26 protein-coding genes are annotated in these 22155 nt (G+C 77.1%); 16 read left to right on the forward strand and 10 right to left on the reverse strand.

Annotated features, from left to right (window positions below; translation table 11 throughout):
• Positions 1–9 precede the first annotated feature (9 nt).
• Together sp36 and QNH85_RS14515 are read left to right on the forward strand one after the other, a co-directional pair.
• On the forward strand, positions 10–171 hold the full coding sequence (sp36, locus tag QNH85_RS14510) for a Sp36 family protein (RefSeq protein WP_203669286.1): 162 nt from the start codon (positions 10–12) through the stop codon (positions 169–171).
• Positions 168–650: a RidA family protein gene (locus QNH85_RS14515; protein ID WP_282947520.1), complete on the forward strand. Its 483-nt coding sequence runs from the start codon at positions 168–170 to the stop codon at positions 648–650. The genes sp36 and QNH85_RS14515 overlap by 4 nt, the downstream gene beginning before the upstream one ends.
• Positions 651–760: 110 nt before the next feature.
• Here the strand turns inward: QNH85_RS14515 and QNH85_RS14520 are convergent, their stop codons facing one another.
• Together QNH85_RS14520 and QNH85_RS14525 are read right to left on the reverse strand one after the other, a co-directional pair.
• Positions 761–1438 (reverse strand): Crp/Fnr family transcriptional regulator, encoded by a 678-nt coding sequence (locus QNH85_RS14520; RefSeq protein ID WP_249669424.1) that lies wholly within the window; start codon positions 1436–1438, stop codon positions 761–763.
• Between the two features lie 50 nt (positions 1439–1488).
• Positions 1489–1911 carry a hypothetical protein gene (locus QNH85_RS14525; protein WP_282947524.1) on the reverse strand — a complete coding sequence of 141 codons (423 nt, stop codon included), beginning with the start codon at positions 1909–1911 and terminating at the stop codon, positions 1489–1491.
• A gap of 158 nt (positions 1912–2069) precedes the next feature.
• On the opposite strand from QNH85_RS14525, the gene nth reads away from it, so the two are divergent.
• Positions 2070–2792, forward strand: coding sequence for an endonuclease III (gene nth / locus QNH85_RS14530; RefSeq protein ID WP_282947526.1), 723 nt, complete (start codon positions 2070–2072; stop codon positions 2790–2792).
• Here nth and QNH85_RS14535 read toward each other — a convergent pair.
• From QNH85_RS14535 to QNH85_RS14545, 3 genes are all read right to left on the reverse strand, one after another.
• Positions 2789–3712, reverse strand: a complete 924-nt coding sequence (locus QNH85_RS14535; RefSeq protein WP_282947528.1) for an alpha/beta fold hydrolase — start codon at positions 3710–3712, stop codon at positions 2789–2791. The two genes, nth and QNH85_RS14535, sit on opposite strands and share 4 nt — an antisense overlap.
• 10 nt (positions 3713–3722) lie before the next feature.
• Entirely contained in the window at positions 3723–4985 is a 1263-nt protein-coding gene (gene nhaA / locus QNH85_RS14540) for a Na+/H+ antiporter NhaA (RefSeq protein ID WP_282947530.1), read from the reverse strand.
• Positions 4986–5065: 80 nt separating this feature from the next.
• Entirely contained in the window at positions 5066–5806 is a 741-nt protein-coding gene (locus QNH85_RS14545) for a winged helix-turn-helix transcriptional regulator (RefSeq protein WP_282947532.1), read from the reverse strand.
• 163 nt (positions 5807–5969) lie between these two features.
• On the opposite strand from QNH85_RS14545, the gene QNH85_RS14550 reads away from it, so the two are divergent.
• From QNH85_RS14550 to dtd, 9 genes are all read left to right on the forward strand, one after another.
• Positions 5970–6707, forward strand: a complete 738-nt coding sequence (locus QNH85_RS14550) for a hypothetical protein (protein ID WP_249669422.1) — start codon at positions 5970–5972, stop codon at positions 6705–6707.
• Positions 6708–6745: 38 nt separating this feature from the next.
• On the forward strand, positions 6746–7174 hold the full coding sequence (locus QNH85_RS14555) for a TlpA family protein disulfide reductase (RefSeq protein ID WP_282947534.1): 429 nt from the start codon (positions 6746–6748) through the stop codon (positions 7172–7174).
• A 234-nt stretch (positions 7175–7408) separates the two neighbouring features.
• Entirely contained in the window at positions 7409–7825 is a 417-nt protein-coding gene (locus tag QNH85_RS14560; protein WP_282947621.1) for a DUF4395 domain-containing protein, read from the forward strand.
• 323 nt (positions 7826–8148) lie between these two features.
• Positions 8149–8739, forward strand: coding sequence for a heme-binding beta-barrel domain-containing protein (locus QNH85_RS14565; protein ID WP_282947536.1), 591 nt, complete (start codon positions 8149–8151; stop codon positions 8737–8739).
• Position 8740: 1 nt separating this feature from the next.
• The gene (gene ygfZ / locus QNH85_RS14570) at positions 8741–9937 is read left to right on the forward strand and encodes a CAF17-like 4Fe-4S cluster assembly/insertion protein YgfZ (protein ID WP_428830417.1); all 1197 of its coding nucleotides are present in this window, start codon (positions 8741–8743) and stop codon (positions 9935–9937) included.
• The gene (locus QNH85_RS14575; protein WP_282947538.1) at positions 9934–11061 is read left to right on the forward strand and encodes an FUSC family protein; all 1128 of its coding nucleotides are present in this window, start codon (positions 9934–9936) and stop codon (positions 11059–11061) included. The genes ygfZ and QNH85_RS14575 overlap by 4 nt, the downstream gene beginning before the upstream one ends.
• Positions 11062–11087: 26 nt before the next feature.
• Positions 11088–11429 carry a DUF2516 family protein gene (locus tag QNH85_RS14580; protein ID WP_282947540.1) on the forward strand — a complete coding sequence of 114 codons (342 nt, stop codon included), beginning with the start codon at positions 11088–11090 and terminating at the stop codon, positions 11427–11429.
• Between the two features lie 44 nt (positions 11430–11473).
• Positions 11474–12541: an asparaginase gene (locus QNH85_RS14585; RefSeq protein ID WP_428830420.1), complete on the forward strand. Its 1068-nt coding sequence runs from the start codon at positions 11474–11476 to the stop codon at positions 12539–12541.
• The gene (gene dtd / locus QNH85_RS14590; RefSeq protein ID WP_282947541.1) at positions 12538–12978 is read left to right on the forward strand and encodes a D-aminoacyl-tRNA deacylase; all 441 of its coding nucleotides are present in this window, start codon (positions 12538–12540) and stop codon (positions 12976–12978) included. The genes QNH85_RS14585 and dtd overlap by 4 nt, the downstream gene beginning before the upstream one ends.
• Positions 12979–13006: 28 nt before the next feature.
• Here dtd and QNH85_RS14595 read toward each other — a convergent pair whose 3' ends face one another.
• Both QNH85_RS14595 and QNH85_RS14600 read right to left on the reverse strand, forming a co-directional pair.
• Entirely contained in the window at positions 13007–13489 is a 483-nt protein-coding gene (locus QNH85_RS14595; protein ID WP_282947542.1) for a GNAT family N-acetyltransferase, read from the reverse strand.
• An 82-nt stretch (positions 13490–13571) separates the two neighbouring features.
• Positions 13572–13763 (reverse strand): hypothetical protein, encoded by a 192-nt coding sequence (locus QNH85_RS14600; RefSeq protein ID WP_282947544.1) that lies wholly within the window; start codon positions 13761–13763, stop codon positions 13572–13574.
• Between the two features lie 74 nt (positions 13764–13837).
• Between QNH85_RS14600 and QNH85_RS14605 the strand changes: the two genes are divergently transcribed.
• Positions 13838–14368: an O-acetyl-ADP-ribose deacetylase gene (locus tag QNH85_RS14605; RefSeq protein WP_282947545.1), complete on the forward strand. Its 531-nt coding sequence runs from the start codon at positions 13838–13840 to the stop codon at positions 14366–14368.
• Positions 14369–14384: 16 nt separating this feature from the next.
• On the opposite strand, the gene QNH85_RS14610 is transcribed toward QNH85_RS14605, so the two are convergent.
• Positions 14385–15542 (reverse strand): pyridoxal phosphate-dependent aminotransferase, encoded by a 1158-nt coding sequence (locus tag QNH85_RS14610; RefSeq protein ID WP_282947547.1) that lies wholly within the window; start codon positions 15540–15542, stop codon positions 14385–14387.
• A 68-nt stretch (positions 15543–15610) separates the two neighbouring features.
• Between QNH85_RS14610 and QNH85_RS14615 the strand changes: the two genes are divergently transcribed.
• Positions 15611–15967, forward strand: a complete 357-nt coding sequence (locus tag QNH85_RS14615; protein ID WP_282947549.1) for a TraR/DksA family transcriptional regulator — start codon at positions 15611–15613, stop codon at positions 15965–15967.
• A 53-nt stretch (positions 15968–16020) separates the two neighbouring features.
• Positions 16021–19284, forward strand: a complete 3264-nt coding sequence (locus QNH85_RS14620; protein ID WP_282947551.1) for an ATP-binding protein — start codon at positions 16021–16023, stop codon at positions 19282–19284.
• Positions 19285–19328: 44 nt separating this feature from the next.
• Here the strand turns inward: QNH85_RS14620 and QNH85_RS14625 are convergent, their stop codons facing one another.
• On the reverse strand, positions 19329–20183 hold the full coding sequence (locus QNH85_RS14625) for an ABC transporter permease (protein ID WP_282947553.1): 855 nt from the start codon (positions 20181–20183) through the stop codon (positions 19329–19331).
• A complete protein-coding gene (locus QNH85_RS14630) occupies positions 20180–21157 on the reverse strand; it encodes an ATP-binding cassette domain-containing protein (RefSeq protein ID WP_282947555.1) in 978 nt (325 codons plus the stop codon). Before QNH85_RS14630 ends, QNH85_RS14625 begins: the two co-directional genes overlap by 4 nt.
• A 202-nt stretch (positions 21158–21359) precedes the next feature.
• Between QNH85_RS14630 and QNH85_RS14635 the strand changes: the two genes are divergently transcribed.
• Positions 21360–22151, forward strand: coding sequence for an SDR family NAD(P)-dependent oxidoreductase (locus QNH85_RS14635; protein WP_282947628.1), 792 nt, complete (start codon positions 21360–21362; stop codon positions 22149–22151).
• Positions 22152–22155 lie beyond the last annotated feature (4 nt).

Raw genomic sequence — 22155 nt, forward strand, 5'->3', positions numbered from 1 at the left:
GGTGGCGCCATGGCCACCACCACGTGGGAGTACGCGACCGTCCCCCTCATCGTCCACGCGACCAAGGCGATCCTCGACCAGTGGGGTCAGGACGGCTGGGAGCTCGTCCAGGTGCTGCAGTCCGAGACCGGGCTCGTCGCCTACCTCAAGCGCCCGACGGGCGAGCGGTGAGCGGCCGCGTCGTCGACCGCCTGGCCGGGCTGGGCATCGAGCTGCCGCAGGTCGCCGCGCCCGTCGCCGCGTACGTGCCGGCCGTCCGGACCGGCAGCTACGTCTACACGTCCGGCCAGCTGCCGTTCGTCGCGGGGGAGCTGCCCGCGACGGGCAAGGTCGGCACCGGGCCCGGGCAGGTCTCCGCGGAGACCGCCACGGAGCTCGCGCGCACCGCGGCGCTGAACGCCGTCGCCGCGGTGGCGTCCCTGATCGGGGACCTCGACCGGGTCGCGCGCGTCGTCAAGGTCGTCGGCTTCGTCGCGAGCGACCCGGGCTTCACGGGCCAGCCGGGCGTCATCAACGGCGCGAGCACGCTGCTCCACGAGGTGTTCGGCGAGGCCGGCGTGCACGCGCGCTCGGCGGTCGGCGTGGCGGTGCTGCCGCTCGACTCGCCGGTCGAGGTCGAGATCGTCGTGGAGCTGACGCCGGACGCCTGAGCAGGACCCGCGCAGCGCGACGGCCCGTCCGCGTCCCCTCGGGGAGCGGGCGGGCCGTCGTCGTCGGTGGTGGTGTCGCGCAGATCAGCGCGCGTGTCGCCCTGTGCGCATCAGCGCGCGCGTCGCTCCAGGCGCTCGAGGTCGAGCAGCACGATCGCGCGGCCCTCGCGGCGGACCCACCCGCGGGCGGCGAAGTCGGCGAGCGCCTTGTTCACGGTCTCGCGGCTCGCGCCGACGAGCTGCGCGAGCTCCTCCTGCGTGAGGTCGTGCGCGACGCGGACGCCCTCGTCGGTCTGCTGGCCGAACCGGTGTGACAGGTCGAGCAGCGCCTTGGCGACGCGCCCGGGGACGTCCGAGAACACCAGGTCCGCCAGGGCGTCGTTCGTCCGCCGCAGCCGGCGGCCGAGCGCGCCGAGCAGGTGCTTGGCGACGGTGGGGTTCTGCTCCAGCCACGGGATGAGGTCGTGGTGGCCGAGCTCCAGCACCACGGCGTCGGCGAGGCCCGTGGCCGTCGCGGTGCGCGGGCCGGGGTCGAACAAGGAGAGCTCGCCGAACATCTCGCCGGGGCCGAGCACCGCGAGCAGGTTCTCGCGCCCGTCGGTGGACCGGCGGCCGAGCTTGATCTTGCCGGAGCGGATCACGTACAGGCGGTCGCCCGGCTCGCCCTCGTGGAACAGCACCTCGCCGCGGGCCACGTGCAGCGGCGTCATCGACGCGAGCAGCGTCCGTGACGCCTCGGGGTCCATGTTCGCGAACAGGGGCGCCGTGAGCACGACGTCGTCCTCCACGGGAGGAACCTCACCTTCTGACCGGGATGTGACGTCCTCAGTCTGCCTCATCACGCGCGGGCAGGACCGCGGAGCGCCTCGACCCCGCCTTCGGTCACGTCGCGCGCGAGCTGCACGATGTAGCGGTCGGTGAGGTCGCGCAGCGCGTTCTCCAGCCGCATCTCGTACCGGGCGAGCCGCGTGTCGAGGTCCCGCAGGCGCGGCAGCTCGTGCACCTCGGCGATCGGCAGGGCCCCGCGGACGGCGGCCGCGAGCTCCGCGGCGGGCGGGACGTCGCCCGCGGAGGGGCCCAGCACGTCGCGCACGTCGGGGCAGGCGCCCGGGGCCAGCGGCGGTGCCGCGGCGGCGACGGCGAGCTCCAGGCGGTTGCGGACGAGGCGCCGCCAGCGGACGACGTGCTGGTGCTCGAGCCGCAGGGCACCGCGCTGGCGGCGCAGGTCGACGATCTCGGCAGCCGGGCCGGCCAGGGTCATGCGGTCCGCCGCTTCTCTCGTCGGCCCGCTGGGCTGCGGGCGCTTCCTGGTAGTCGTTCGACGCCGGACGGCGCCGACTTGAGCAGTTGGTCATGTGATCCAGTCCGCGTCACCCTCCGGGAGGACGCCGGTTCGCCCGGGCGACCTACGCTGGGCCGATGACCTCGCGGCAGCCCCCCGGCCGGCCCCGCCCGGAGACGGCGCTGGTGCGGCGCGCGCGCCGGGTGAACCGGGCCCTGGCGCTGCGCTGGCCGGACGCGCGGTGCGAGCTGGACTTCCGCACGCCGCTGGAGCTGCTGGTCGCCACGGTGCTGTCGGCGCAGACCACCGACGTGCGGGTGAACCAGGTGACCCCCGCGCTGTTCGCCCGGTACCCGGACGCCGCCGCCTACGCCGCGGCCGACCCCGAGGAGCTGGAGGACCTGATCCGGCCGACCGGGTTCTTCCGCGCGAAGGCGCGGTCGCTGCAGGGCCTCGGGCGCGCGCTGGTCGAGCGGTTCGACGGCGAGGTGCCGCCGCGGCTGGAGGACCTGGTGACGCTGCCCGGGGTCGGGCGCAAGACCGCGAACGTCGTGCTCGGCGACGCGTTCGGCGTCCCCGGGATCACGGTGGACACGCACGTCGGGCGGCTGGCGCGGCGCCTGGGCTGGACGACCGAGGAGGACCCGGTCAAGGTCGAGCAGGACATCGCGGCGCTGATCCCGCGGGCGGAGTGGACGCTGCTGAGCCACCGGCTGATCTTCCACGGGCGGCGCACCTGCCACGCCCGCAAGCCGGACTGCGCGACCTGCCCGATCACGCGGGACTGCCCGTCGGCGCTGGTGCGCGTCGGCGTCCCGCCCGTGCCGGCCGCCCCGGCGGCCCCTGCCGACGAGGGCTAGCCGAGCTCCCGCAGCCAGTCGCGCAGCAGGGCCGTGACGCGTACCGGCTCCTCCTCGGGGAGGTAGTGCCCCGCGCCCGACAGCATCTCGAACCGGTACTGGTTGCCGAGCTGCCGGCCGACCGGGCCGTCCGCCATCGCCCGCCCGACGGAGTAGCAGCCGTCCGACCCGCCGTGCACCTGCAGGGTCGGCACGGCGGTCGCGGCCTTCAGCGCCTGCGCGTAGCGGCGCCCGTCGGCGCGCGGGCCGGAGCGGTACAGCCACCGGACCTGCTCCAGGGCGGAGTGCGCGGCGAACGGGACGAGCGCGGCGCGGCGGTACAGGGCCAGCGCTGCGGGGTCCGGCCAGCGTGCGCCGCCCCACTCGCGCAGCAGCCGCGCGACCAGGTCGCCGTGGGTCATCGACCGCTCCGGCAGGTACGGCATCTGGATCGCGGCGATCCGGCGGGCGGCGCGGGACCGCAGCCCGGACCGCGGGTCGGCGCGCCGCAGCAGCGGGTGCGGGGAGGACAGCACCGCGATGCCGCGGGTCAGGTCCGGGTGGTAGGCGGGCATCGCCCAGGCGACGTCTCCGCCCCCGACGCCGTGCCCGACGACGACCGCCCGGTCGCAGCCCAGCGAGCGGACGACGCCGGCGACGTCGCGCGTGAGGGTCGGCACGTCGTAGCCGATGGGCGGCTTGTCGGAGCCGCCGGTGCCGCGCAGGTCCATCGCCACCACGCGGTAGCCGTCCTCCGCGATGGCGGGCAGCTGGTGCCGCCACGCCCACCACAGCTCGGGCAGGCCGTGCAGCAGCACCACGAGGGGCGCGTCCCGGTCGTCGGGTCCGGCGACGGCGACGTGGAACCGTGCACCGTTCGCCGGGACGAAGTGGTGCCGCCACGGGCCGTCGAGCAGCAGGGCGGAGGAGTCGACGGTCATCGAGGCGAACCTACCGCGTCAGGGCCCGCTCCCGGTGCTGCCTGTCCCGCAGCGCGAGCGCGACGCCGCCCAGGACCGCTGCGGTCGTGGACGCGAGGAGGATCGCGACCTTGAGGTGCTCGTCGTGCGGGCTGCCCGCGCCGAACGCGAGCTCCCCGATCAGCAGCGAGACCGTGAACCCGATGCCCGCGAGCAGCCCGACGGCCGCGACGTCCCGCCAGTGCAGGTCCGGCGCGAGCGACGCGCGCGTGAACCGGGCGACCAGCCAGGTCGCGGCGAGGATGCCGAGCGGCTTGCCGACGACGAGCCCGAGCGCGACGCCCTGCGCCACCGGGTCCCCGACCGCCGCGGCGATGGCCTCCCCGGACAGCACGACACCCGCCGCGAACAGCGCGAACACCGGCACCGCGAAGCCCGCGGACACGGGACGCCACCGGTGCTCCAGCCGCTCGGCGACGCTCTCGCGCTCGCCGGCGCGGGCGACCGCCGGCGCCGTGAGGCCGAGCAGCACCCCGGCGATCGTGGCGTGCACCCCGGAGGCGTGCATCAGCGCCCAGGCGCCGGCGGCGAGCACCAGCAGGGCCGCGTGCCCCGCGACCCCCGGCCGGGGCGCGCGCACGAGGACCGCGAACAGCGCGACGGCGACCAGGGACGCCCCGAGCCAGACCAGGTGCAGGCCGTCGGTGTAGAACACCGCGATCACGATGATGCCGAGCAGGTCGTCCACCACGGCGAGCGTGAGCAGGAACGCCCGCAGCGACGACGGCAGGCTGCGGCCGACGACGGACAGGACCGCCACCGCGAACGCGATGTCCGTCGCGGTCGGGACCGCCCAGCCCGCGGGCGCTCCCTCCGCGGCGACGACGTTGACCAGCACGTACAGCAGCGCGGGCACGGCCATGCCGCCGACCGCCGCCACCACCGGGACGACGGCCGTGCCGATCTCCCGGAGCTCGCCGGTGACGATCTCCCGCTTGAGCTCGACGCCGACGACGAAGAAGAAGATGGCCAGCAGGCCGTCGGTCGCCCAGCCGGCGACGCTGAGGTCGAGGTGCAGCGCCGCCGGGCCGATCACCGTCTCCGACACGGCGGTGTAGGACGCCGCCCAGGGCGAGTTGGCCCAGACCAGCGCGACGACCGCGCCGATGAGCAGCAGGATCCCGCCGGTGCGCTCGCCGCGGAGGGTGTCGAGGAGGTTCCGCTCGCCGCCCGGGGTCAGGGCGGCGAACAGGCGGCGCGGTGCGCCGGGGGGCGTGGGGGTGGTGCTGGTCACGGGGCTGCTCCCGGGGTCGACGACGAGGACGCCGACCAGACTTCCCGGCACACCGCTGACGATCTTAGGCGAGCACCGCCTCAGACGTCGGCTGCGACCTCGGTCGGGGACGACGCGCCGGAGCCCGGGGCGTCGCCGGAGCGCCGGTCCTTCGGCGGGTCGAAGCGGTAGCCGACGTTCCGCACGGTGCCGATGAGCTGCTCGTGCTCGGGGCCGAGCTTGGCGCGCAGGCGGCGGACGTGGACGTCGACCGTCCGGGTGCCCCCGTAGTAGTCGTAGCCCCAGACCTCCTGGAGCAGCTGGGCGCGGGTGAACACGCGGCCCGGGTGCTGAACCAGGTACTTGAGGAGCTCGAACTCCTTGTACGTGAGGTCGAGCGGACGGCCCCGCAGGCGGGCGGTGTACCCGCCGGCGTCGATCATCAGCTCGCCGGAGGAGATCTCCTGCGGCGCGTCGTCGTACTGCGAGGAGGCCGCCCGCTCGATCACGAGGCGGAAGCGGGTCTCGACCTCGGCCGGCGTCGCGTTCTCCAGCACGATGTCGTCGGCGCCCCACTCCGCGGTGACGACCGTCAGGCCGCCCTCGGTGAGCACGAGCACCAGCGGGACCGTCAGCCCCGTCGCGCGCAGCAGCCGGCAGGTGGTCCGCGCGGTCACCAGGTCGCGGCGCGCGTCGAGCACCACGATGTCGGCGTCCGGGGCGTCGACGAGGGCCGACGGCTCGACCGGGAGCACGCGCACGCGGTGCGACAGCAGCCCGAGCGCAGGCAGCACCTGGGACGACCCGCCGGACGCGGGTGTGAGCAGCAGCAGATCGGCCACGCAGCGACCCTCCTCCCCGTCCGAATTGGGGGACACGGTACCGCGTGGATGTGACGGGGGGAGTCGCGCGCCACCGCGGCCGGCCGCGGGACGGGTCGGCGACGATGCGGGGCGGCCCCCCGGGTCTGAGAGGATGGCGCCCGTGCCTGCGTCGAATAGAGCCGTGACCACGGCGGTCCTGGCGACGCTCGTCGCCGTCGCCGGCGTGCTGGGCGGCGTGTCCGTCGCGGGCCGGGACGGGGTCGTCCTGGCCGCGCTGCTCGTCGTCCTCTCCCTGGTCTTCGCCCTCGGCTGGCCCCTGGTCGCCGGGCTTCCCGCGCGGGTGCACAGTGCCGCCGTCGTCGGGCTGGCCGGGATCGCGGCGGTCGCGGTCGTGCACGTCACCACGGCGGAGCCGCTGCTCGGCGACGTGCCCGCGGTCTTCGCCGGGGCGGTCCTCGCCTCGTTCGTCGCGGAGCTCGCCCGGCGGGACGGGCGCGAGCGCCTCGTCGAGTCCGTCGCCGGCACCGTCTCCGGTGCGCTGGTGCCGGTCTGCGCGGCCGGCTGGCTGGCCGCCGAGCGCACGGCGGCCGGCGACGCGGTCGTCGTCACGGGCGCCGTGGCGCTCGCGGTCGGGTCCGCCGTCACCGCGCTGCCCCTGCGGAGCTGGGCGGCTGCGGGTGCCACCGTCGGCGCCGCCGTCGCCGGCGGGCTCGTCGCGGGCGCCGCCCTGCCGGCCGTCGGCGTCGTGTCCGGCGTGCTGCTCGGCGCGGCCGTCGGCATCCTCGTCGCGGCGGGCGACGTCCTGTTCGACCGGATGCCCGTCCTGGAACGTCGTCTCGCGGGCTGGGCGGTGGCTGTCCTGCCCGTGGCCGTGACCGGCATCCTCGTCTACGTCGTCGGACGCGTGCTGGTGGGCTGAGGCCCGCGCGTCCCGCCGGACCGACCAGGGTGGGGGACATGGAGCTGCGCGTGCTGCTCGTCCTCGCCGTGCTGGCGGTCGCCGTGGCCGCCGGTCTCGCCTGGCGCGCCCGCGACGGCCGGTACGTCCCCGTCGCCGACGCCGAGCGGCTCACCGCGCAGGACGTGGGCGTGACGCTCGGCCGCACCGCCACCCTCGTGCAGCTCTCCGCCGAGGTCTGCGCCCCCTGCCGGCGCACCGCCGCGGCGCTCGGCGCCCTCGCGCGGGAGCGGCCGGACCTCGTGCACGTCGAGCTGCCCGTCGAGCAGCGGATGGACCTCGTGCGGCGGTTCGACGTGCTCCGCACCCCGACGGTCCTCGTGCTGGACGCCGCGGGGACCGTCCGGGGCCGGCTGTCGGGCGGGACGACCCGGGCGCAGGCGCTCGACGCGCTGGAGCGGTGTCCCGGCGCGGTCGCCGCGCGCTGACCGCCCCGCCGCCGGCGGCCGTCCTCGTCCGGCACCCGCCGTCGTCCCGGGCCCCGCCCGCCGGCCCCGCCGTCGCCCGGCCTCGCCCGGCCCCCGCCCGCCGGGCCCGGCCCCCGCCATCGCCCGTCCCCGCCCCACCCGCCCGCGTCCCGTGGAAGACCGCCATGAGCACCCCGCCCCGCACGACCCCCGCCGGGCCCCGCCCCGCTCAGCCCCGCCGGCGCCCCGGCGGGCATCGACCCGCGCGGGCCGCGGTTCGGCGCCGCCGTCACCGCCGTCCTGCTGGTCGTCGTGCTGCTGCTGCCCGGCGCCGCGGGGACGGTGGCGCTCGCGGTCGTCGCCGCGCTGTTCGCGCTCGGGGCGGTCCGCGGCGCCCAGGGGACGGTGCAGGGCCTGCTGTTCCGAGCGCTCGTGCGGCCCCGCCTGGCCCCGCCGACCGAGCTCGAGGACCCGCGCCCGCCGCGGTTCGCCCAGCTCGTCGGGCTCGTCATCACCGGGGCGGGCGTGCTGCTGGCGCTCCTCGGCGTCGGTGCGGCGGTCCCGGTCGCGGCGGCCCTCGCGCTGGTCGCGGCGGTGCTGAACGCCGTGTTCGGCCTGTGCCTCGGCTGCGAGCTGTACCTCCTGGGCGCTCGCCTCCACCGCCCGGCCTGACCCCGCCGCCTGACGGCGGCGTCCCGCCGGCCGCCCGCAGAGACTGCGCCCGCCCGCCGGGACTGCGCCCCCTGCAGCGGGCGCAGTCCCGTGCGCGGGGCGCAGTCCGTGACCGTCCGGGCCCGCGCCGGGCCCCGGGCCCGGGCCGGTCCGGGCGGGCCGGGAAGGCGCACGGGGTTTCCGTCGTTAGGATCGGTGCATGCAGGCACTCGAGATCGTGTTCATCGGTCTGCTCGTCGCTGCGACGATCACGATCGGCTGGTTCGCATTCTTCGTGGTCTACCGGCTGTTCAAGGGACAGCGCTGAGGAAGAAGGGCATCGAATGGCGTTCACCCTCCCTGAGGGCCTCGCGCCCGAGATGTACCCGCTGGCCTGGCTCGTCGGCCGGTGGCACGGCGAGGGCGTCGTCGGGTACCCGGGCATCGAGGAGACGGCGTTCACGCAGGACGTGGTGATCGACCACGACGGCGGGCCCTACCTCTCCTACACGTCGACCATCCGGCTCGTCGAGGCGCCGGACGACGCCTCCGCGCTCGCCGACGCGGACGGCACCCCGGCGCAGGAGCCGGTGCCGGACGCGGGCGACGACGGCGCCGTGTGGGCCACCGAGCAGGGCTACTGGCGCGTGCCGCCGGACCGGCCCGAGGGCCTCGGCTCGGAGCTGCACCCCGTCGAGCTGCTGCTCGCCGACCCCTCCGGGCACGTCGCCGTGTACGTCGGGGCGACGGGCAACGGCCGCATCGACCTCGTCAGCGACCTGATCGCCCGCACGGCCACCGGCGCGGAGGTCACGGCCGGCAAGCGCCTGTACGGCCTGGTGCAGGGCGAGCTCATGTGGGCGCACGACCTCGCCGCGTTCGGCCACGAGCTGCAGTCCTACGCCTCGGCGCGCCTCAGCCGCGTGGCGGAGTGACGTGACCGCCGAGGCCGCCACCCCGAGCACGGAGCCCGAGGCCCCGGGCCCCGTCGAGCCCCGGCACCGCAGCCCCCTGCTCTCCCGGCACGGCGCGGTCGCGGCGTCCGGTCCGGACGCCGGCGTCGCCTGGCACTACGGCGACCCCACCGCGGAGCAGCGCGCGCTGACCCGCGGCGGCGGCGTCGTCGACCAGTCGCACCTCGGCGTCGTGCGCGTCACCGGCCCGGACCGGCTGTCGTGGCTGCACTCGATCACGTCGCAGCAGCTGACGGACCTGCCGCCGCGGACGTCCACCGAGACGCTGGTGCTCAGCCCGCAGGGGCACGTCGAGCACGCCGCGGCCGTGGTGGACGACGGCGAGGCGACCTGGCTGATCACGGAGACCGCGCCGGCGCTCGCGGCGTGGCTGGACCGGATGCGGTTCATGCTGCGCGTCGAGGTCGCGGACGTCACGGACGACTGGGCCGCGATCGGCGAGCCGGTCGGCGCCGAGGGCACGGCCGACGAGCCGGTGACCTGGCGCGACCCGTGGCCCCGGACGCTGCCCGGCGGCACCCGGTACGGCGTGCCCGACGAGGAGCACCCCGGCGCGGACCGCGTCTGGCGGCTCGTGCTGGTGCCCCGCGCGGGCCTGGTGGACGCGGTGCGGGCGCGCGAGGCCGCGGGCTGGCCCCTGGTCGGCACCTGGGCGAGCGAGGCCGTCCGCGTCGAGGCGTGGCGCCCGCGGTTCGGCCGCGAGGTCGACCACCGGACCATCCCGCACGAGCTGGACTGGCTGCGGACGGCCGTGCACCTCAACAAGGGCTGCTACCGCGGCCAGGAGACGGTCGCCCGGGTGCACAACCTGGGCCGGCCGCCGCGCCGCCTGGTCCTGCTGCACCTCGACGGCTCCGGGCACCTGCTGCCCGAGCCGGGCGCCGCGGTGCGCGACCTCGGCGACCTGCTGACGACCGGGGAGCCGGGCCGCGAGATCGGCCGGGTCACGAGCCTCGTCCGGCACCACGAGCTGGGGCCGGTCGCGCTCGCGGTGGTCAAGCGCTCCGCGCCGGTGGACGTCGACGTGGTCGTGGACTGCGACGGCGGTGCGATCACCGCCGGGCAGGAGACCGTGGTCCCGGGGGACGGCGTCTCCGCCGACCGCCCCGCCGCGCACGGGCCGCTGACGCGCGGCCTCGGCGGCCACCCGATGCTGTGACGGGAGCGGCCACCTCGCCGACCACGCGCGGGCCGTCGTCGGTGCGCGTGCAGGTCGGCGCCCGCGCGCGCCAGGGCTGGTCCCGGGTGCGCACCGCGTTCGTGCCGGTCCTGCAGGCCGTCATCGCGGCCGGGGTCGCGTACGCCATCGGGTACTACGTGCTCGGGCACAGCGCGCCGTTCTTCGCCCCGGTCAGCGCCTGGATCGCCCTCGGGTTCACCGCGGACCGGGACCTGCGCCGGGTGGCCGAGCTCGCGGTGGGCGTGGCGCTGGGCGTCGCGCTCGGCGACCTCGTCGTGCACGGCATCGGCACGGGGCCGTGGCAGGTCGGCCTGGTGCTGGGGGTCTCCGCGCTGATCGCCCGGTTCCTCGACCGGGGCCCGATGCTCACCACCCAGGCGGGCGTGCAGGCCATCGTCATCGTCGGGCTGCCCGCGGTCAGCGCCTCGGGCGGGCCCGTCGGGCGCTGGACGGACGCGCTCGTCGGCGGCCTGGTCGCGATCGCCGTCGCCGCGCTGACCCCCAGCGACCCGCGCCGGCGCCCGCGCGCCCAGGGCCGGGCCGCCGTGGAGGAGCTGGCCGGGATGCTGCGGCTGCTGGCGCGGGGACTGCGGTCGGGCTCGTCGCACGACGTCCAGGACGCGCTGATCCGCGGGCGCGCCTCGCAGCCGGCGCTCGACGAGTGGCGGGACGCTGCCTCGGCCGCGCGGGACCTCGGCCGGGTGTCGCCCCGCGCGCGCCGGCACCGCACCGAGCTCGCGTGGGTCGGGCAGGCCGCCGTCCGGGTGGACCGGGCCGTCCGCAACGCCCGGGTGCTGGCCCGCCGGTCGCTGGCCACGGTCGAGGCCGAGCAGCCCCACGACCTCGGGCCGGTGGCGGACGCCGTCGACCGCGTGGCCCTCGCCGCGGACGCCCTCGCGGGGGCCCTCGGCAGCGGCACCGAGCCCCTGCGGTCGCGGGAGGAGCTGCTGGCGCTCGCCGCGGAGCTCGACCCGTTCACGCTCACGCGCGACGACTGGCAGGCGCAGAGCCTCGTGCTGCTGCTGCGGTCGCTCGTGGTCGACCTGCTGGAGGCCAGCGGCGTCGACGGCCGCACGGCGCGCGAGGCGCTCCCCGAGATCTGAGCTCCGGCGCCCCGTAGGCTCGGCGCGTGATCTTCGCCTCCGCGCAGCAGCTCCTGCTGCTGGCCTTCAGCCTCGTCATCCTCGGCCTGGGTGTGTGGGCGCTCGTCGACGCCCTGCGCCGGCCCGCGACCGCGTTCTCGGCGGCGGGCAAGCAGACCAAGCAGATCTGGACGATCATCCTCGTCATCGCGGTGGTCGTGGCGTTCCTCGCCGTCCCGCCGCCGCTGGGGATCGGCGGGGTGCCGATGTTCCTCGACCTGCTCAGCGCGGTCGCGGCGATCGTCTACCTGGTGGACGTGCGCCCCGCGATCGGCCCGCACTCGCGCCGCCGCGGCCGCGGCACGGGCCCGTCCCGCGGCGGGTGGTGAGCGTGCCCGGCATCCGTCCCGGCGGCCCGGACCTGGCCGAGCGCCTGCACGGCACGCCCGGTGCGGCGGCCGTCGTCGCGGCAGCGGCCGCCCGGTCCGGTGACGTCGCGTCCGCCGCCGTGCCGCTGGCGCGCGTGGTCCGCGGCGAGCTCGTGGAGTCGGTCCACCTCGGCCACCTCGTGGTCCTGGGCCCGGAGGGCGACGTGCGGCTGGCCCTCGGCGACCCGGAGGTCACCGTGCTCGCGCGGTCGTCGCTCAAGCCGCTCCAGGCCGTGGGGATGCTGCGGGCCGGCGTCGAGCTCGACGGGCCGCACCTGGCGCTCGCCTGCGCGAGCCACGACGGCACGCCCGAGCACCTGCGGGTGGTCCGGGAGACGCTGCTGGCCGCGGGCCTGGACGAGTCGGCGCTCGACAACACCCCGGACCTGCCGCTCGACCCGGACGCCGCGTTCGCGTGGCGGCAGGACGGCCACGGCCCCGAGCCGGTCGCCCAGAACTGCTCCGGCAAGCACGCGGCGATGCTGGCGACCTGCGTCGCGCACGCCGACGAGCCGGGCTGGGGCACCGACGGCTACCTGGACGCCGAGCACCCGGTGCAGGTCGCCTGCCGCGCGGCGATCGAGGAGCTCACCGGGCAGCAGGCCTGGCACACCACCGTCGACGGCTGCGGCGCCCCCCTGTTCTCGACCACGCTGATCGGGCTCGCCCGGGCGTTCGCTCGGATCGCGTCGGCGCCCGTCGAGGACCCGGGGACGCCGCCGGCCCTGGTCGCCGCGGCCATGTCCGGCCACCCGGAGCTCGTGGGCGGCGCGGCGCGCGACGTCACGCGGGCGATGCGCGCGGTCCCCGGCCTGGTCGCGAAGGACGGCGCGGACGGCGTCTACGCCGCCGCGCTCCGGGACGGGTCCGCCGTGGCGTTCAAGGTCACGGACGGCGGTGGCCGGCCGCGGCCCGCCGTCCTCGCCGCGGCGCTGCGGGTCGCCGGCGCGGCGGACGTCCCGGGCGTGGACCTCGCGGCGCTCGACGCGCTGGGGACGACGCCGGTGCTCGGGCACGGCGAGCCGGTCGGTGCCGTCGTGCCGGCGTTCGGACCCGGCGGGCCCTCGGCATGAGGGCGGTGGTCCAGCGGGCCACCCGCGCGTCGGTGACGGTGGACGGCCAGGTCGTCGGGTCGTTCGACGGCCAGGGCCTCGTGGTCCTCGTCGGGGTCACGCCGGGTGACGGCCCGGCGCAGGTCCAGCACCTCGCCCGGAAGATCGCCGAGCTGCGCATCCTGCGCGACGAGCGGTCGGCCGTCGACGCCGGCGCGCCGGTCCTCGTGGTCAGCCAGTTCACGCTCTACGGCGACACGCGCAAGGGCCGTCGCCCCACGTGGAACGCCGCGGCGCCGGGCCCCGTCGCCGAGCCGCTGGTCGACGCGGTGGTCGCCGACCTGCGAGCCCGGGGGCTGACCGTGGCGACCGGGGTGTTCGGGGCCGACATGGCCGTCGAGCTGGTGAACGACGGGCCCGTGACGCTGCTGCTGGAGTCGGCGCCCGAGCCGGCCTGAGCCGCGAGAGCGGGTGCCTGCCGCGCGGTCAGCCGAGCCGCAGGACCAGCCGCTCCTCCACCTGGGACGGGTCCCGGGTCAGCGCGTGCCGCTCGGTGGTCCGCTCGAAGCCGGCCCGGACGACGAGGTCGCCCGCCGCGTGGTTGCCGTCCACGACCCACAGCGACACCGTCGCGGCGCCCTCCGCGCGGGCCGCCGCCTTCACGGCGTCGAGGAGCGCCCAGCCGAGGCCGCGCCGGCGCACCTCCGGGGCGACCCAGAGCTGCACGACGTGCCGGTCGGAGGTCGGGGAGCCCGGCTCCTGGATCATCCCGACCAGCCCGCGGGGGGTGCCCTCGTCGTCGACGACCCACGTCGCGGCGCCCCGGACGCGCATCCGCCAGTGCGGCTCGCCGAACATCTCCTCGCGCGCGAGCGACGAGCCGAACACGCCGGGATCCTCGCGGAGCGCACGCAGGCGGACGTCCCGGACGACCTCCCAGTCGTCCTCCTGCACCCGCCGGATCTGCACGCCGACAGCATGCCCCACCCCGGCGCGCGCGGCGCTGCGGCGGCGCGGCGTGCCGTGGGGGTGAACCACCGGCCGCCGGCGCTCAGGGGTGCAGGCGCGCCTCGTCCCCGCCGCCGAGCTCCGGCTCGCCGTGGCCGGCCGGGTCGGGGACCGCGCGCGCGACGTCGGCGACCTCCTCCTCCGGGCGCGGCGGCACGGTCTCGTCGTACTCGAGCTCGGGGACGTCCTCGCGGCCGTCGTGCACGGGCGCGTCGGAGGGGATGGGCTCGGTCACGGTGTCCTCCCGGGTGGGTCGTCGTCGCTGCTCACGGTAGGGCGGCCCGGGCTCGTCCGCGCGACGATGGCCCCATGCAGATCGAGGCCGTGCACGCAGACATCACCACCGAGCGGGTCGACGCCGTCGTGAACGCCGCGAACTCCTCGCTCCTGGGCGGCGGGGGCGTCGACGGCGCCCTGCACGCCGCGGCGGGGCCGGACCTGCTCGCCGCGTGCCGGGAGCTGCGGCGCACGACGCTCCCGGACGGCCTGCCCACCGGGGAGGCCGTCGCCACCGCCGCGGGCCGGCTCCCCGCGCGCTGGGTGATCCACACCGTGGGGCCGGACGCGCGCGCCGGGCAGACCGACCCCGCGCTGCTGCGGTCCTGCTTCACGCGGTCGCTCGACGTCGCCGCGGAGCTCGGCGCCCGCAGCGTCGCCTTCCCGGCGGTGAGCGCCGGCGTCTACGGCTGGCCGGCGCGGGAGGTGGCGCGGGTCGCGACGGACGCCGTGCGGGGCTGGGCGGCCGCGCACGCGGACACCGACCCCGTCGACCTCGTGCGGTTCGTGCTGTTCTCGCCCGCGGTGCTGGCGGAGTTCGAGGCGGCCCTCGCGCGGCACTGAGCAGCGCGGGAGCCGGTCAGCCGGCCGCGGCGGCCGTCCTGGCCGGCAGCCGGGACAACCCGGCCCGCAGGTCCGCGGCGCTCGCCGTCAGGGAGATGCGCACCCAGCCCTCGCCGGCCGGCCCGAACGCGGACCCGGGCGCCAGCGCGACGCCCTCCGTCCGGACCAGGTCCTCCACCCACGCCGCGACGTCCCCGCCGGAGGCGTGCGACACGTCCGCCCACAGGTAGATGCCCCCGGTCGCGGGCAGCCACGGGATGCCGCGCGCGTCGAGGATGCCGGTCGCGAGGTCCCGGTGCTCCCGGTACGTCCGCCGGGCCGCCGCCACCGCGTCCTGCGGGCCGGTGAGCGCCGCCAGCGCCGCGTACTGGGCGGGGGTGTTCACGCAGGACACCACCGACTCCTGCAGCGTCGGCATCAGCGGCGCCATCCGGTCCGGCACCACCAGCACGCCCACGCGGAACCCGGTCATCGCGTGGGTCTTCGAGAACGTGTGCAGCGTCAGCACGCGGCCGTCGGTGTCGAACCGCGCGGCCGGCACGTGCGGGACGTCGTAGGTGAAGGCGGCGTAGCACTCGTCGGACAGCACCCACAGGTCGTGCCGGCGGGCGACGTCCAGCAGCGCCGCGACCAGGTCCTCCGGCAGGCTCGTGCCCAGCGGGTTGGACGGGGAGTTCAGCAGCAGCACGCGCGTGCGGTCGGTGATCGCCGCCTCGACGACCGCCGGGTCCGGCAGGAACCCGTCCTCCGGGCGGAGCGCGTACGGCTGGGCCTGCGCCTGCAGCAGGTGCGTCGCCATCGTGAACGGCGGGTACCCCGGGTCGGGGACGAGCACGCCGTCGCCCGCACCGACCGTCAGGCTCAGGCCGAGGTGCAGCGCCTGCGCGCCCCCCGCGGTGATCCAGACGTTGTCCCGGCGCACCGGCAGCGCGTGCTCCGGGTCCAGCCACGCGGCGACGGCGTCGCGCAGCGGGGCGATCCCGCCGTTCGGCGTGTACCGCGTGTCGTCCCGGGCCAGCGCGTCGCGCGCGGCGTCCAGCACGTGCGGGGCGGTCGGCAGGTCCGGCTCACCCACGCTGAGCACCACGGCACCCGGCAGGGACCACGCGAGCTCGGTGATGCGGCGGATGCCGGAGGCCGGGACGGTGCGGGCGTGGGCGGCGATCTCGGGCACCCGGGCAGGCTAGCCCCGCCGTGTGACGGCCGGATGACGCGCGGGTCCCCGCGGCGGATACTGGCTCGATGGGGCAGACGATCGACAGGGAGCGGGTCGCGGCGGTGCTGCACGAGCGCCGGCGCGAGGCCCTGGCCCGCCTCGCCGGCACCGGCGCCGAGCGCGAGGCCGTCGTCTCCGCGGCGCGCGAGTCCGTCACCGACGACGAGCACGACCCCGAGGGCTCGACCATCGCCTACGAGCGCCGCATCCTCGACGCGCTCGCTCACGACATGCGCGAGCGGATCGCCGACGTCGACGCCGCACTCGACCGGCTGGAGCGCGGCACGTACGGCACCTGCACGCGGTGCCGCCGGCCGATCCCGGCCGACCGCCTCGAGGCGCTCCCGACCGCCCGGACGTGCGTGGGGTGCGCGGGGCGGTGACCGCCGGGCGCACGTCCCCCCGCCCCGGCCCCTGCGCGACCTAGACTGCCGCGGTGCCTGGTCCTGCGCCCGAGCCGCTGCGGCTGGCCGTCCTCGGTCAGGTCCGCGCGCGCACGCCGGACGGCCAAGGGCTCGCGCCCGTGACCGGGCTCGGCGCGAACCTCCTGCTCGCGCTGGTGCTGGAGCCCCGCGGGGTGAGCGCGGCGCGCGCGATCGACGAGACGTGGCCGGACGGTGCCCCGGCGTCTGGGCGCGCCGCGCTGCAGACCCTGGTGTCGCGGCTGCGCGCGGCGCACCCGGGGCTCGTCGTGTCGACGCCCGCCGGCTACGCCCTGGGCCTGGACCGCAGCACCGTTGACCTGTTCCGGGCCGCCGACTCCGCCGTGCGCGCGCACGACGCGCTGGTCGCCGGGGACCACGGGGCGGCGGCGCGGGAGGGCGGGGTCGCGCTCGGTCTGTGGGCGGGCGAACCGGGCACCGGCGCGTCGTCGGAGGACCTCGCGGACGCCCTCCGTGCCCGCTCGGACGCGGTGCGGCGCGACCTCTCGCGGGTGCGGGCGACGGCCCTCCTGGAGCTCGGCGACGACGAGGCCGTGCCCGCCGCCGAGCACCTGGTGACGCTGGCGCCCCTCGACGACGGGGCGCACCTGCTGCGGATGCGGGCCCTGAACGCGGCGGGCCGGACGACCGAGGCGGTCGTCGCGTTCGCCGCGTACCGGCAGCGGCTGCGCGACGACCTCGGCGCGGACCCGTCGCCCGAGGTGGCGGCGTTCCACGTCGAGCTGCTGTCGGCGTCCGGCCCGCCGGCGACCCGCCGCGCGGATCGCCGCAGGGCCCCGGTGCCGGGTCTGCGCGCCGCCCCGGACGTGCTCATCGGCCGCGACGCCGACGTGGTGACGGTCGAGGAGCTGCTCGGCACCGCGCGGGCGGTCACGGTGCTGGGCACCGGCGGGCTCGGCAAGACGCGCCTCGTGCAGGAGGTCGCGCGCCGCGCGGCGGACCGGTACCCCGCGGTGTACGTCGCCGAGCTGGCGTCGGTCCGCGACGACCCGGACGTCCTGCCGGCGCTGGCCGTCGCCCTGCGCATCCCCGAGCCGGCCACGCGCCGGGGGGTGACGGACGCGCGGCTTCGCAGCCTGCCCGAGCGGGTGCAGGACCGGCTCGGGGAACAGCCGACGCTCCTGGTGCTCGACAACTGCGAGCACGTGCTCGACGGCGTCTCGTCGTGGGTGGCCGAGGTCGTGGGGGCGCTGCCCTCGGTCCAGGTGCTGACCACGAGCCGTGCGCCGCTCGGGGTGCAGGGCGAGCGCGTGCACCCGCTGGAGCCGCTGCCGGTCCGGGACGCCGACGGCGCGCCCGGTGCGGCGGTACGGCTGTTCACGGAGCGCGCGACGGCGGTCCGGCCGGGTGCCGCGCTGCCGGGCGACGTGGTGGAGCGGCTGTGCGCGCGGCTGGACGGCCTGCCCCTGGCCATCGAGCTGGCCGCGGCGCGGACGCGGTCGCTGACGGTCGCCGAGATCGAGCGCCGGCTGTCGGACCGGTTCGCGCTGCTCGTCCAGGGCGCGGCCGGCGCGCCGGAGCGGCACCGGACCCTGCGGGCGGTGATCGCGTGGAGCTGGGACCTGCTGACCGAGCGGCAGCGCGCGCTGTGCCGGCGGGCGGCGGTGTTCCCCGACGGGTTCGGGCTGCCGGCGGCGCTCGCGGTGCTCGCGGGGCAGGCGACCGAGGACGCGCTGTTGGACGACCTCGACGCGCTCGTGACGCAGTCGCTGCTGCGGGTCGAGGAGGACCGGACCGGCGCCGTCCGCTACCGGATGCTCGAGACCGTCCGGGAGTTCGGCCGCCGGGAGGCGCACGCCGCCGGGGAGGACGACCTGGTGCGGGACGCCGCGCTCGGCTGGGCCCGGGACGTGGCGGCCACCGTGCTCGCCGCTGCGGAGAGCCCGGAGCGCGTGCTGATGGAGCCGCTCGGCGACGTGGAGAACGACAACCTGGTCGCGGTGCTGCGCGCCGAGCTCGCCGGGGGGACGCGACGGCCCGACGCGGTGCTCGCGGTGTACGCGGTGGTCGCCCTGCGGTGGCTGACGCAGGGCGCGCACGCGGAGCTCGAGGACGTGCAGCGCGGCGTGCTCGAGGCGACCAACGGCTGGCGTCCCGAGGGCGACGTCGAGCCGGCGGTCGTCGCGCTCGTGCTGCTGGCGGGGACGGAGCTGCTGCTCGGGGACCTCCGGTCCGGCGCGCGGGCCCGTCTGGTGCTGCGGCGCGCGGCGGCCGCGGGGTCGCTGCGGCCGGTCACGCGGATGCTCGTGGAGGTCGTCGAGCGGTACGCGGACGCCGGGGCGCTGGAGGAGATCCTCGCCGCGGCCCGCGCGTCCTCCGACCTCCCCAGCCGGCGCCTGGCCCTGCTGGCCGGCTGGTCGCTCGCGGACAACGGCGGGGACGTCGCCGCGGCGATCTCCCTCGCGCGGGAGTCCTACGACCTGGGCGTGGCGAGCGGCGACACCTGGACGCGCGTGCTCGCGGCGGTCTCGCTCGCCGGCGGCTACAGCCAGGCCCTGAGCCCGCGCGACGCCCTGCACTGGGTCGCCGTCGCGCGCGAGGCGCTCGTGGAGCAGACGGCCGGGCTCGGGGACAACCCCGTCACCGCGGCCTTCGCGGACAACCTCGAGCAGGTGCACGGGCTGACGCTGCTCACGACGGGGGACTGGGACGGCGCGGAGCGCGTCTTCCGGAGGGTCGCCCGGTCCGCGACCGACGTCCGGGACGCCGAGATGCTCTCCGAGCTCGGCCTGGCGGAGGCGGACCGCGGCCGGGGCCGGTCCGAGGAGGCGCTCGCGCGGTACCGGGCGCTCCTGGCGCGGACGGACCCGGGCCGGACGCGGATGGACCCGTGGCTGCTGCTCGCGTCCGGCGCGTGCCTGGCGGCGCACGTCCTCGAGGGCCGCGCGGACGAGCCCGCGCTGACGGCCGTGGCGGACCGGGTGCGGGCCGCCGACGTGTACGGACCCGGGTTCACCGACCGGCCCGTGCTCGGCTCGCTCCTGCTGGGGGTCGGCGCCTGGCGGGTGGCGGTCGCCCCGCAGGACCCGGCGGGACTGGAGCTGCTGGCCCTCGCCGACCGGGTGGGCTCCCGGCAGGACGTGCCGGCGTTCGAGCGCAGCAGGCACCGGGCGCTCGCGGAGGTCCGCTACGGCGAGGACACGGTCGGGCGCGCGTACGCGCAGGCCGCCGCGCTGCCCACCGGGGCGGACGCAGCCCGCGCCGTGGACCTCCTGCACGGGACCTGGACGGCGCCCGGCGGGACGACGACGGGCTGACCCGCCGCCGTCCCCGCCGCCGACCCGGCGCCGCCCCGGCGCGATCAGGCCCGGCGCATGTACGCCCGCACGGTCATCGGCGCGAACACCGCGACCACGACGCCCGCGCCGAGCAGCGCCCAGACGGCGTCGAGCGTCCACGACCCCGTGGTGGTGAGGTCGCGTGCGGCCGTCACCAGGTGCGACACGGGGTTCACGTCGACGAAGGACCGCAGCCACCCGGGAAGCGTGTCGGCGGGGACGAACGCGTTGGACGCGAACGTGAGCGGGAACAGCACGATCATCGAGATGCCCTGCACCGAGCTCGCGGAGCGGGCGATGACGCCGAAGAACGCGAAGATCCACGAGATCGACCAGGCGCACACGACGACCAGCAGCCCCGCGGACACGACGCCGAGCGTCCCGCCGTCCGGGCGCCAGCCCATGATCAGTCCCATGACGAACGTCAGGACCGTGGCGATGGCGTACCGGACGGTGTCGGCGAGCAGGGCGCCGGCGAGCGGTGCGATCCGCGCGATGGGCAGCGACCGGAACCGGTCGAACACACCCTTGTCCATGTCCTCACGGAGCTGGACACCGGTCACGACGGACGTCGTGATGACGGTCTGGACCAGGATGCCGGGGATGAAGAACGGCAGGTAGGACGACACGTCCCCGGCGATGGCGCCGCCGAAGATGTACGTGAACATCAGCGTGAACAGGATCGGCTGCAGGGTGACGTCGAACAGCTGCTCGGGCGTGCGCCGGACCTTGAGCAGGCCGCGCCAGCCCATGGTCAGGCACTGCCGGACCGTGGTGCCGAGCGGGACGCGGGTGGACGCGGCGCGCGCGAGGGCGTGCGGGTCGGTGACGGGCGCCGGGCGGGTGCCGGTGCGCGGGGCGGTGGTGAGCGTGGTCATGCTGCCTTCTCCTCGGTGGGGGCGGCGACGGGGTGGCCGGTCAGGGTGAGGAACACCTCGTCGAGCGAGGGCTGCTGCACGCCGACGTCGCGCAGGCGGATGCCGGCGGACCGCAGGGCGACGAGCACGTCCCCCGCGGAGTCGGCGGTCGGGACGGGCGCGGACAGCCGGCCGTCGGGGGTGCGGGTCGGCTCCACGCCCAGCAGCTGCCGGGCGATCCGCAGCGCCTCCGGCTCGTCCGCCTCGTCGGCGAGCCCGACCTGCAGCCGCGCGGTGCCGACGGACGCCTTGAGCTCTGCGCCGGTGCCCTCCGCGACCAGGCGGCCGCGGTCGATGACGGCGATCCGGTCGGCGAGCTGGTCGGCCTCGTCGAGGTACTGGGTGGTGAGCAGGACGGTGGACCCGCCGGCCACGAGGCGGCGGATCGTGTCCCACATCTGCAGGCGCGTGCGGGGGTCGAGGCCGGTGGTGGGCTCGTCCAGGAAGATCAGCGGCGGCCGCGAGATCAGCGATGCCGCGAGGTCGAGCCGCCGCCGCATCCCGCCCGAGAAGTTCTGCAGCGGGCGGGACGCGGCCTCCGCGAGGCCGAACTCGTCCAGCAGGGCGGCGGACGTCGCGCGTGCGTCGCGCCGGGACAGGCCGTGCAGGCGGGCGAACAGCACGAGGTTCTCCGTCGCCGACAGGGTCTCGTCGACCGACGCGTACTGGCCGGTCACGCCGATGAGCTGGCGCACGGCCTGCGCCTCCCGGGCGACGTCGCGGCCGAAGACGGTCGCGGTGCCCCCGTCGGGGCGCAGGAGCGTGGCGAGCATCCGGATGGTCGTGGTCTTGCCGGCACCGTTGGGGCCGAGGAACCCGTAGACGGCGCCCGTCCGGATCTGCAGGTCGATGCCGTCGACCGCCCGGTTGTCGCCGAAGGTCTTGACGAGCCCGTGGGCCTCGACGGCCCAGGGCGCGGGGGTGGATGTGGTCATGGTGGGTCCTCCCGTGGTTGACGTCGCCGATCCTGCGCGGCGCCGCTCACACGGCGCTGACGTCGCGCTGACACCACCCGCACGGACCACGCGGCGTAAACCCTGCGTTACGGCTGCCGGGATCCGTGGCGGCCGGGACCTCGGTCCTGCCATAGTCCGACTGGGTCGCCCGACCCAGTCGTCCGAGCTCCAGGAGCCCGCCATCACCGCGCACCTCGTCCGGCCCGTCGCCGTCGTCACAGGCGCCTCGTCCGGGATCGGCGCCGAGTTCGCCCGCCGGTTCGCCGTCCGCGGGTACGACCTCGTGCTCGTCGCCCGGCGGGAGCACCGGCTCACCGAGCTCGCCGACCGCCTGGCCGCCGACCACGGGGCCCGGTCGACCGTCCTGCCCGCCGACCTCGCGGACCCCGCGGCGCCGGACGCGTTGGTCGCGGAGCTGCGGAGCCGGGGCGTCCTCGTCGACGCCCTGGTGAACAGCGCCGGGTTCGGCACGTACGGCCCGTTCGCCGAGGCCGACCCGGAGCGGATCGCCGCCGAGGTCCAGGTGAACGTCACCGCCCTGACGCTGCTCTCCCGGCTGCTGCTGCCGGACCTGGCGGCGTCCCGGCGCGGCATCCTCGTCAACGTCGCCAGCACCGCCGCGTACCAGCCGGGGCCCTCGTTCGCGGTGTACGCGGCGACCAAGGCCTACGTGCGGTCGCTGACCGAGGCCGTCTGGCAGGAGCACCGCGACGGCCGGCTGCGGGTGCTGGCCCTGGCACCCGGACCGGCCGAGACGGAGTTCTTCGGCGTCGCCGGCTCCGAGCGGTTCCGGATCGGGCAGGTGCTGACGGTCCCGCAGATCGTCGACGTGGCGTTCCGCGCGCTGGACCGCCGCTCCCCGCCGCCCTCGGTGGTCGCCGGGGTGCGGAACCGCGTGACCGCGGCGCTCGCGGGCGTCGTGCCCCGGCGGCTCGTGCTGGCGGTGGCGGGCCGGCTCGCGGGGGGTGAGTGACGTG

It is taken from the genome of Cellulomonas endometrii, from assembly GCF_949769265.1.
In the GTDB taxonomy this organism is placed as follows: domain Bacteria; phylum Actinomycetota; class Actinomycetes; order Actinomycetales; family Cellulomonadaceae; genus Cellulomonas; species Cellulomonas endometrii.